Raw genomic sequence first — 8,551 nt, forward strand, 5'->3', positions numbered from 1 at the left:
CAAAAAATCAAGCAGCTAACGATGGCCCAACGGCGGAAAAGTCATATTTTTCAGCGAGTTCAAAGTGCTTAAAAGTATCTCTTCTCTTTTCACCCGCATCTGTCCACTTTCATTTGACGACATACAATTAACAGGTTACCACACTCACTAAAAATGCATTTTATCTTTCAGTTTGGCGAATTTTCAGGAGAGGAAGAGAGTAAGTTCTGGGATTATGTCTGGCAGTTTCTTGCCGTTGCGGTACCACTGTATATCTACTATCGAGGTAATCAGTATATTAGGAAAAAGGAAGCTAAGCAGAAAGCGGATGCCGAGAAAAGTAAGCTACATTATCTGTATTTCTTAGTCAGGGATACTCTCAGTGCAGTTGATATACTATCCGAAAATTTAGAATCGCTGGAGAAGAACCGTAACGTTAATTTGTTGAAGAATCCAAAGTTACAGATCAAACCGCCAATAAGTATGCAGCGAATAGCTGAGAAAATTAATCAGGAAGAGTATTATCTGGCTTCCGTAAATCAAATCAAGTGGGAGGGGATAGCTGATATTTTCATTCTGTTCGATTATCTTAATCATCAAGTTAATAATCTAATAACCTTACATAATAAATACGCCGGGATAAATGACGGTATGCGTGAGAGTTTTGCAAAAAATGTAAACTCGTTCAAGGTGGAGTACTTCTTTGTTTTGAATGGTATTGGCAAATCAGACTTAAAACAGGATCAGAAAAAAGTTCTAGCTAATGAAATGCTTGAGCTTTATAGTATTTTTCAGCAGAAAGTGGAAGAAAAAGGGAGTAACGGCCATCAATATATTTCGAAAGAGGTTATTCTTCCACTCATTAACTTACTGGAACCCTATAGGGAGATCCAAGAATTTAAAACTTTGATAATCAAAGCTGTAGACATTCGTAGGGAACAGGCGCAAATTGAAGCCCATGTATCATACCACATTAGTGGATTACTGAAAATCATTCAAAACATGCAGGAACTAAAAGTTGAGAAAGAAAAAGCCTTACAGGTGTTGCAGGAATATGTAAAGTTTCATTCATTGAATAGTCGAAACCCAACATTCAATGAACGTCCAAACCTATACAATTGAGCCCACAGAAGGCCATAGATCTATCCTTTGTATCAGCTTCAAGCATATAGGCCAACTAAAATATGATTTCAACATACCCCTAAAAATGAGTTTGCAAGGATCAATTGAAGACTGACTTTGCCTTAATTTTTCACCTGAACCCGCTGGAGCAGTCGCTTGACTTGGGTGGCCTGAAACTCACATCCTCTTGATGTAGTAAACCCAGCATTATTTAGCTCGGCAGCGATCTCCGTATAATTCTTACCAGCCCGGCGCATCATCTCGATCATGGATGTAGCCCGGCGGTTATCTTTATTTTCAATGGCGGCCCGGCGTGTGGCCGCAGCCCCCTTTTGCTGAGCCTCGGCAGTCATGTTCTCGGGCTTACCCAGAATCGCACCCTGAGCAATCTTAGCCTGCAAGGCGGCCTTCGTCCGCGAGCTAATCAGTTCCCGTTCATGCTGGGCCAGGGTAGCAAAGATGCCGATGGTCAGGGTATTGGCATCCGGCATATCGACGCATTGGAAGTTGACCCCTGAATCCCGAAGCGTGAAAATAAACGAAGCATTGCGGCTGAGCCGGTCGAGCTTGGCAATAACCAGGATGGCTCCCTCTTTCTTGGCCCGATCAATGGCCGCCGTGAGTTGAATCCGTTGGTTGTTCTTACCGGATTCAACCTCGGTGAACTCCGCAACGATGACGCCCTTCACAAAGCCCGCCACGGCCGACCGCTGCGCTTCCAGTCCTAGACCTGAATCACCTTGCGCCCTGGTCGATACCCGGTAATAAGCGACATACCTGGCGGGTCTGTTACTAGCTGCTGAGGTTGTTGATTTCTTTGCCATTGAGTTAACTAAGTACTTCGTGTAGTCTAAACTTGAGTCCTGGATAGCGCTCCCTCAAATCTTCCATTCGGGCCTGAGCCTGAGCCCGGGTGAGTACTTCGGATTCATCTACCCTGATTTTACCGAAAGGCAAGCCAGCCTCAAAATCGATAATTGGAAACCAGTAACTTTTAGTAGGATCCCATACTTCTACCAGATAATCGGCCATGAGCTTATTCTAGTTTGAGAGATGACTGAAACCTGTTTACCCGTTCGTTGTACGCATCCAGTGCCAGATCATCAACGGGCCTACTGCAGGTTAACTGATGGCGTATTAATTCCATCCTGTCCGTTACCAGCGCCAGTTCCTCGAATCTTATTTCCCGCTCGACCCACGCTGAGTTTTTGCCTAACTCAACTGCCTGCTGAAGAATTCCCCTGACTATATGTCCGGCCGTATCGACACGTTGAGTAGCCGTCAGCAATTGCCCGATAATGCGAATATAGTCCGCGTAGAGAAAGGTTACGCCTGGTAATTCAACCTTCGCCCACTCATAGGCCAGTTGGCGGATAAACTGCTTATAGTCATCAGAGTCCATCTTTAAGTCAGATTGGTTAATGGGTGAGGCCTTGGCCGAGTTAAGCTGATTGATTAATTCCTCAAGCTGATTAGCCTGCTTTTGAATCATAACCCAGTATTCGTTAGTACGCTGATCCAGTTCGTCGATCAACGTAAGCTTGAGCCTGCCTTCAATCTCCATTTGATGAATCAAATCTGCCAACACTCTCTGCTGCCGACGAAGTACCGTATTTCGGGCAGCCATGTAGGCAAACAGGTTCACGAAAAGGAAAGCCATCCACTGATCAGCGGTGGGCATGTGATCGAGGAAGTAAATCAAAAATTCGTTCATTAGGGGTTAACTGTGTTTTTCTAGTTAGTGGCTAATACCGATGTAAACCCGAGTCGATCCAAAACGCCCACGATGGAGGTGACCCCATCCATAAAGACACTCCCTTTGTGGTTTTCTTGATTATACTCATCAAAGGGAACAACGACCGCCGTGGGGATGCCCGTCTCATCGATAAAAAGACTGACCCGCACGTTGGTGATGAGCTGCAGGCTATACACGGGAACAGTACACTGCTCATCCGGAAAGGAACTGAACTGCCCGTTCCTGGGAGCCGGAAGATGATAAACGGTATGCGTTGAGCCTTCTGCATCGACACGATTACTCAGCGGGACGAGCTCACTTACCTGATAGGGATACTGCATCGAAAAGGGGAGTAAAAGCCATATATGACAAGGCTTAAAGGAACGTTCAATTAAGGTTCTTGATACGGAATTGCCTAAGCTAGTTCACAATCAATAATCTGCCACTTTTACCGCACCGGCCTAAACTTGCTGATCATCCGTTGAAATAAACTGCTGAGCCAGATAAAGAGCAGTAGGCCAAGAATAATCAATATGCCATCCAGCTTGTAGGAGAAACCCATAAATTTCTCCCTGCCATCCAGGGAGAGCTCATAGCGAATCCAGTAGCGCTCAACAATCGTCGTTACCCGGTCAAAGGGGAACGCTTCATCGTAGATGAGGGGGATGATCAACCGGTTGGTCGTATCGATAAAGCCGTATTTGTCCTTCATGCGAACCATCGAGAGGCCATGCTGATAATACGAGGCAAAATCATAGGTCAATGGCGTGCGCACCTTGCCCGACTTGTCAATATGGCCGAACTTACCCTGAATGGCCACGGCTGACCGATCTTCGGCGGTAAAGCCGGTCGCTTCATCGTACAAATGAGGGATGCGTAGCTGGCCAGTTTTGTCAATACAACCCCATTTGCCATCCTTCTTGACCCAAAATAGCCCGTTGGTCGGCTTGCGCGTATCGGTATAATGGAAAGGAACGATCAGTTCACCCGTACGGGGACTCACGTACCCGTACTTAGTTCCATATTGTACTCGTTGCATACCTTGACCTGAATAAGTGTAATCGACATCAACGGCATCGAGCGCCACCGGAACTTTCAGCACTAAGTCAGGATCAATGATGCCAAATTTCCCTTGGAATTTAAAGGCCGTAACGTGTTTGGATCGTTGGATCTGCTCGGTGACAAAGGGGGTAAAGTTAAAGTTGAGAATAAAGAATTCGCCCTTTCGCCACCACAGCACATCTTCCTGTGTGTCGTGGTTACAGGTATGATTGATTGCCGCGTTTTTAATCAAGTAATCGTTTGGATAGTGCTGAATGGGGATCTTATACAGCTCTTTTCCGGTCTGATCAATATAGGAAAGCCCGTAGTGCGAGCCGGCGGGGTAAATGACCCAGGTTTTGCCCTGGCGGAATCGGTCGGTGGAGATGTATTTAGGCTCGATAATGACCTTCCCCTGTTTATCGATAAATCCGTGCAGACCCTGCCCTTGCCCGCTAAGTTGCATCGGAACAAACTCGGCTAGCCCTTCTTCGAAGTCGCCAATGTCACGGTAGGCTGGGGTTAATTTGTGTCCGTTTTTATCCGTCAGGAAGGTTTGGTAGGAACGGCACGCCTTCGTAATCTTTTTGACTACATAGACCTCTCCATAGTCCTGGTATTCATTGTATTGATTTAGCCAGCCATCAGTTGAGATGGACTTGGTCTGGGCGAATAGCCTGACCGATAGTAAAAATATAGCAATGAGCGTGAGGTATCGAATACTGGTTAGACGCATTAGTAATTTCTGCCTTTTTACAGTACACCAGGCACTTCTGAAGTAATGCTGGAATATACACCTTGATCAACAATAGACCGACTATTCTTCATGGATGCGATGACTTTACCGATTCCATATAGTGAAGTGGTAAAATGTAGACTAGATTTAGTTGGTGAATCAACGGAGATGGCCCAGGTCATCGACCTAGCTTTATTATGGGTTTTATCTGTCTACATTTAAAGAATCCGTCCGTGTCGTTGTAACAGGATTCGCTGTGATGTGCAGAGTTGAAACGATAAAGCTGCCATTTCTATAAACATGCCCGTACGACGCCTGACATTTTGCATAGTCAATAAGTAACCGGTTGTCAACTTAAGGTAATTTTTTTAATCTGTAATATTTTCACAACGGTCGTTCGTTCGGAAAAAGCGACAATTGGTGAATGGGCACAATTTTGCCATTTCCGAAATCCTAGTGCCAACTAACAAGTTAACGTGTTTGAGGTTTCGACTAGTTGATAAGCTTCCATCTCATAACAGCATGCCTTATTTTTTGGCCATTTTGGGGACAATGACCTCATCCCCTTTGACACTAAAACGATAAACACCGGCATTCTCATCCCATTGTTTGACCACCGGCACGATCCGTGTCCGACGGGGGCTGACTTTCCCGGAGGAGTTGTGAATGTGATAGACGTAATACAATCGCTTGTCAACTCCTTCAAACAGGTCACCATGGCCTGAGCCATTTTCGCCAACGATTGACCGGTGAATAATTGGGTTATTTTCAGCTTTTACCCAAGGGCCGTAGGGCGAATTGGCTACGGCATAGCCAATCGCATAGTCGATGTTCTGGAAATGGTTGGCCGAATAAAACAGGTAATATTTATTCTTCAGTTTTATAATAGTAGGCCCCTCCATAATAGGAGCTGATTTATAAGTAGGCGTTGCTTCCCAGGCCTGGGTCTGCTCAAAACATCGTTTCAGGGTTTGTGGCTTTATCGTTCCGGCTTTCAGGTCAAACTCGGCTACATAGAGGTAATTACCTTTATCAAAGCGGACATGGTATAGATAATAAGTACCATTGGTATCCTTGAAAAGATACGAGTCGATATTCTTCTGCGACCCATCAATTGGGCGAACCTCTTGTTGGCGATAAGGCCCCAACAACGATGTTGACTGAGCCAAGACGGTTTGTTCATCGGCCGTATAGGTCAGATAATAGATGCCTTTATCCTTAAATAATTGGGGTGCCCAAAAGCCCTTGGTGCCGAATGTATGGTCGCCTTTGGTCAGGATCATCCCCAGTGAATCGGTTGCTTTCGCTGGCACGGCCCATGTTTTGAGGTCCTTTGACTCTAACAAGGCAAATCCGGGAGCGCCATCATTCCCCCCTTTTGAGCCGGTTAGGTAATACTTGCCTCGCTCCAGATATATGGTTACATCAGCATAAAAAATCTCCTGCTTTGCCTGGGCAACTGCCCTCAGCGAAGCCAGTGAAAGGATGGAATAAACAAGAAATGCTTTCATTTTTGGGATTATAGTAAAGTATACTAATTGAAACTCGGGTCGTTCTGGGGAAAACAACACGTTCAGGTCCTTGCGCCAGCGGACCGGTACAAAACCTAAAATGAATTCATGATTGAGGGATGTGTAATGGGCATTTCGTATTGCGGCAGGTCAAAAAAGGCGGCAGCGGCCGTCCCTTAAGTTAGGCCTTTTCCACAGATTCCCTTTTGGCTCGCTGAGCTAAACGCATCACTTGAGTTGCTTGAAAGGCTCTCCCACGGGATGTTTTGAAACCCGCTTGATTTAGTTGATGAGCAATAGCCACGTAGGTTAGTTTTGCCCCCAGCAAGGCTTGAATTAAAGCAGTTGCTTTTCGATTGTTTTCATTCTCATCGGCCCGGTTTCGATTTGACCGGGCCGCTTTGGCCGAAACCACGGGATCCTGAAATACACGGCCACTCCTACGCCACTGACCAATGCGTAGTAACTTCTCATCCAGGGCTTTCTTGGTGCGTTCACTAATCAACTTTCGCTCCTGCTGGGCCAAAGCCGCGAAGATGTGAATGGTAAATTCATTGGCATCGGGCATGTCTGCACAGACGAAGCTAACATGCGAATCCATCAACGAGGATACAAAGGTCATGTTTCGGCTGAGCCGGTCCAACTTAGCAATCACCAGGCGAGCTTTATATTGCTTGGCGTAATCGATCGCTTTAAGTAGCTCGGGGCGCCGGTCCTGTTTGCCCGACTCAATGTCACAAAATTCAGCGATGATGAGCGCTTGGGTTTTGACGAAACCAAGTACGCTACTGCGCTGGGCATCGAGTCCTAATCCGGACTGTCCCTGCTTCTTGGTACTCACCCGATAGTAGGCCACGAAGGTTTGCATGGTGCAAGATAGTGTTCCACGGTTATTTTACATATCATTAACGACCGTTAATGATATGTAAAATCAGAAAAATTACAAAGCACTTAATCTTTGAGCCCAGTTGAGGATAGAATTGTGTAAGTAAAGCAAGTGCACGACGAACGTCATGGGTTTATCAAGAATTATTTTTCCTATATAAATCCCCTGACAGGATGTCAGGGGAGCTGGATTATCCAACCGGTGTGCCCAAGCAGCGACCCACTATTGAAATCTGAGGGAGTAGTCGCCTTCAGACCGGACAAAAAGGCTAGCTTGCGTTAATGAAGGCGGATAAACTGAAAACGAGCCCGAATACGGATGAAGAATTTAACGATCCCTATAGGCACACCTTGTCAACGGAGAAGTTCGTTGAAAACGTGGAACGGGTCCATCAGGAAGATAAAAACGATGGATTAACGCTCAACGAGGCCTAATTCTATTTTCTAAGCCCTGGATTAACTCGCTAAGGCTGTTTGTATCACCTTGCTATAGAAGACGAGCCATTGGTCATGCGTTTCGGTAAAGAACGAAGTTTTAGGTAGTACTTGTACTTATCTAATAAATAGCGAAGAAAATATTTTTATCTAGCAATCATTAAATGTATTATTATTTTAAGATTGGCTTACCGAATCATGACTGATAATTCCCCATTGGTTACAGACAAATTCGGCTAGTTGACCCATTGCAGTAGCATTATAGTAGTCCCTGATTTTACCTAACGCCTGGTTCATGCTATGACGCCCAAACAAGCTACACGGCTGATCAAAAAAATAGCCGATATCAAATGGGCTTTAGCCGCCGAGAAACGCAAGTTTGGTGGGTATGATGATTCCCGTGGACTGCGCTATTTACCCACCCGCTATTACATCCAGCTGGCCGATTACAAAGGGGGATTGGCCTATACCCGCTGGTTCGCCAAAACTTTTTCCGACGATATTGGCTTTCCGGACTTTCTGTTTGAGTGGGCTCTGCTACTTTTTAAAGGGGGTAAGCTGGCCGACGCAAAAGCGAAAATCTGGCAAACCTTCTGTGCCAATACGTATGTATTGGATAAGTTCTTTGACCATCCCATTGAACCGCTCCCAAAATACGAATGGTCTAATTTGGCTCAGGCTGGTTTCACGGACTGTTTCACCTATTCCCATCAGCAAGCTGAGTTACTTGATTTTAGTCAGTGGCTGGAGGAGTTTATGACCAGCGAACCCTTTACTACCCGAAAAGCTCGCTACTTAATCCTTCATCAACAACTGAACGTGGAAGACGATCCAGAACGTAGAGATTATTTACGAAAGGAAGCGGATCAGTTAGAAAACGCGATTAAGTTCTAAAAAAACGGTTGTCTTACAGGTGTAAGACAGACAGCAATTTTGTCTTACAACCTGTATTACAAAACATAATGTAGATTATACAACACAACGTATGCTACTGGAAAATCTAGTCAGAATCCAGTATGAATACGTATCTTAATGATTTGTTAGGCTATAAGAAAAAGAAAACTCGACACCTATTCCGCTGGAAGGTCGTCGAAGCCTATCGCGCCG

At 45.4% G+C, this 8,551-nt stretch carries 10 protein-coding genes; 3 read left to right on the top strand and 7 right to left on the bottom strand.

The annotated features are described in order from the left end of the window. Positions 1 to 153: 153 nt before the first annotated feature. Positions 154 to 1,101, top strand: coding sequence for a hypothetical protein (locus ACYVJM_RS31630; RefSeq protein WP_461152121.1), 948 nt, complete (start codon positions 154 to 156; stop codon positions 1,099 to 1,101). 122 nt (positions 1,102 to 1,223) lie between these two features. Here ACYVJM_RS31630 and ACYVJM_RS31635 read toward each other — a convergent pair whose 3' ends face one another. The 7 genes from ACYVJM_RS31635 to ACYVJM_RS31665 form a co-directional block, all read right to left on the bottom strand. Then, positions 1,224 to 1,925, bottom strand: a complete 702-nt coding sequence (locus ACYVJM_RS31635) for a recombinase family protein (protein WP_461152122.1) — start codon at positions 1,923 to 1,925, stop codon at positions 1,224 to 1,226. Between the two features lie 4 nt (positions 1,926 to 1,929). After that, on the bottom strand, positions 1,930 to 2,133 hold the full coding sequence (locus tag ACYVJM_RS31640) for a hypothetical protein (RefSeq protein ID WP_461152123.1): 204 nt from the start codon (positions 2,131 to 2,133) through the stop codon (positions 1,930 to 1,932). Between the two features lie 4 nt (positions 2,134 to 2,137). Beyond that, on the bottom strand, positions 2,138 to 2,815 hold the full coding sequence (locus tag ACYVJM_RS31645) for a hypothetical protein (protein WP_461152124.1): 678 nt from the start codon (positions 2,813 to 2,815) through the stop codon (positions 2,138 to 2,140). Between the two features lie 20 nt (positions 2,816 to 2,835). Next, the gene (locus tag ACYVJM_RS31650) at positions 2,836 to 3,177 is read right to left on the bottom strand and encodes a hypothetical protein (protein ID WP_461152125.1); all 342 of its coding nucleotides are present in this window, start codon (positions 3,175 to 3,177) and stop codon (positions 2,836 to 2,838) included. A 107-nt stretch (positions 3,178 to 3,284) separates the two neighbouring features. After that, complete coding sequence (locus ACYVJM_RS31655) at positions 3,285 to 4,613, bottom strand: WG repeat-containing protein (RefSeq protein ID WP_461152126.1); 1,329 nt, start codon at positions 4,611 to 4,613, stop codon at positions 3,285 to 3,287. 527 nt (positions 4,614 to 5,140) lie between these two features. Further along, positions 5,141 to 6,124: a glycoside hydrolase family 43 protein gene (locus tag ACYVJM_RS31660; protein ID WP_461152127.1), complete on the bottom strand. Its 984-nt coding sequence runs from the start codon at positions 6,122 to 6,124 to the stop codon at positions 5,141 to 5,143. A gap of 181 nt (positions 6,125 to 6,305) precedes the next feature. Next, positions 6,306 to 6,992 (bottom strand): recombinase family protein, encoded by a 687-nt coding sequence (locus tag ACYVJM_RS31665; protein ID WP_461152128.1) that lies wholly within the window; start codon positions 6,990 to 6,992, stop codon positions 6,306 to 6,308. Between the two features lie 299 nt (positions 6,993 to 7,291). On the opposite strand from ACYVJM_RS31665, the gene ACYVJM_RS31670 reads away from it, so the two are divergent. Together ACYVJM_RS31670 and ACYVJM_RS31675 are read left to right on the top strand one after the other, a co-directional pair. Then, positions 7,292 to 7,444 (top strand): hypothetical protein, encoded by a 153-nt coding sequence (locus ACYVJM_RS31670; protein ID WP_461152129.1) that lies wholly within the window; start codon positions 7,292 to 7,294, stop codon positions 7,442 to 7,444. A gap of 300 nt (positions 7,445 to 7,744) precedes the next feature. After that, positions 7,745 to 8,338, top strand: coding sequence for a hypothetical protein (locus tag ACYVJM_RS31675; RefSeq protein ID WP_461152130.1), 594 nt, complete (start codon positions 7,745 to 7,747; stop codon positions 8,336 to 8,338). The last annotated feature ends 213 nt before the right edge of the window (positions 8,339 to 8,551 follow it).

It is taken from the genome of Spirosoma pulveris, from assembly GCF_054781875.1.

Bases quoted from the DNA above. Each gene is read 5' to 3' on its own strand.
- ACYVJM_RS31630 (WP_461152121.1), top strand. From the start codon at position 154: ATGCATTTTATCTTTCAGTTTGGCGAATTTTCAGGAGAGGAAGAGAGT.
- ACYVJM_RS31675 (WP_461152130.1), top strand. From the start codon at position 7,745: ATGACGCCCAAACAAGCTACACGGCTGATCAAAAAAATAGCCGATATC.
- ACYVJM_RS31645 (WP_461152124.1), bottom strand. From the start codon at position 2,815: ATGAACGAATTTTTGATTTACTTCCTCGATCACATGCCCACCGCTGAT.
- ACYVJM_RS31650 (WP_461152125.1), bottom strand. From the start codon at position 3,177: ATGCAGTATCCCTATCAGGTAAGTGAGCTCGTCCCGCTGAGTAATCGT.
- ACYVJM_RS31655 (WP_461152126.1), bottom strand. From the start codon at position 4,613: ATGCGTCTAACCAGTATTCGATACCTCACGCTCATTGCTATATTTTTA.
- ACYVJM_RS31670 (WP_461152129.1), top strand. From the start codon at position 7,292: ATGAAGGCGGATAAACTGAAAACGAGCCCGAATACGGATGAAGAATTT.
- ACYVJM_RS31660 (WP_461152127.1), bottom strand. From the start codon at position 6,124: ATGAAAGCATTTCTTGTTTATTCCATCCTTTCACTGGCTTCGCTGAGG.
- ACYVJM_RS31640 (WP_461152123.1), bottom strand. From the start codon at position 2,133: ATGGCCGATTATCTGGTAGAAGTATGGGATCCTACTAAAAGTTACTGG.
- ACYVJM_RS31635 (WP_461152122.1), bottom strand. From the start codon at position 1,925: ATGGCAAAGAAATCAACAACCTCAGCAGCTAGTAACAGACCCGCCAGG.
- ACYVJM_RS31665 (WP_461152128.1), bottom strand. From the start codon at position 6,992: ATGCAAACCTTCGTGGCCTACTATCGGGTGAGTACCAAGAAGCAGGGA.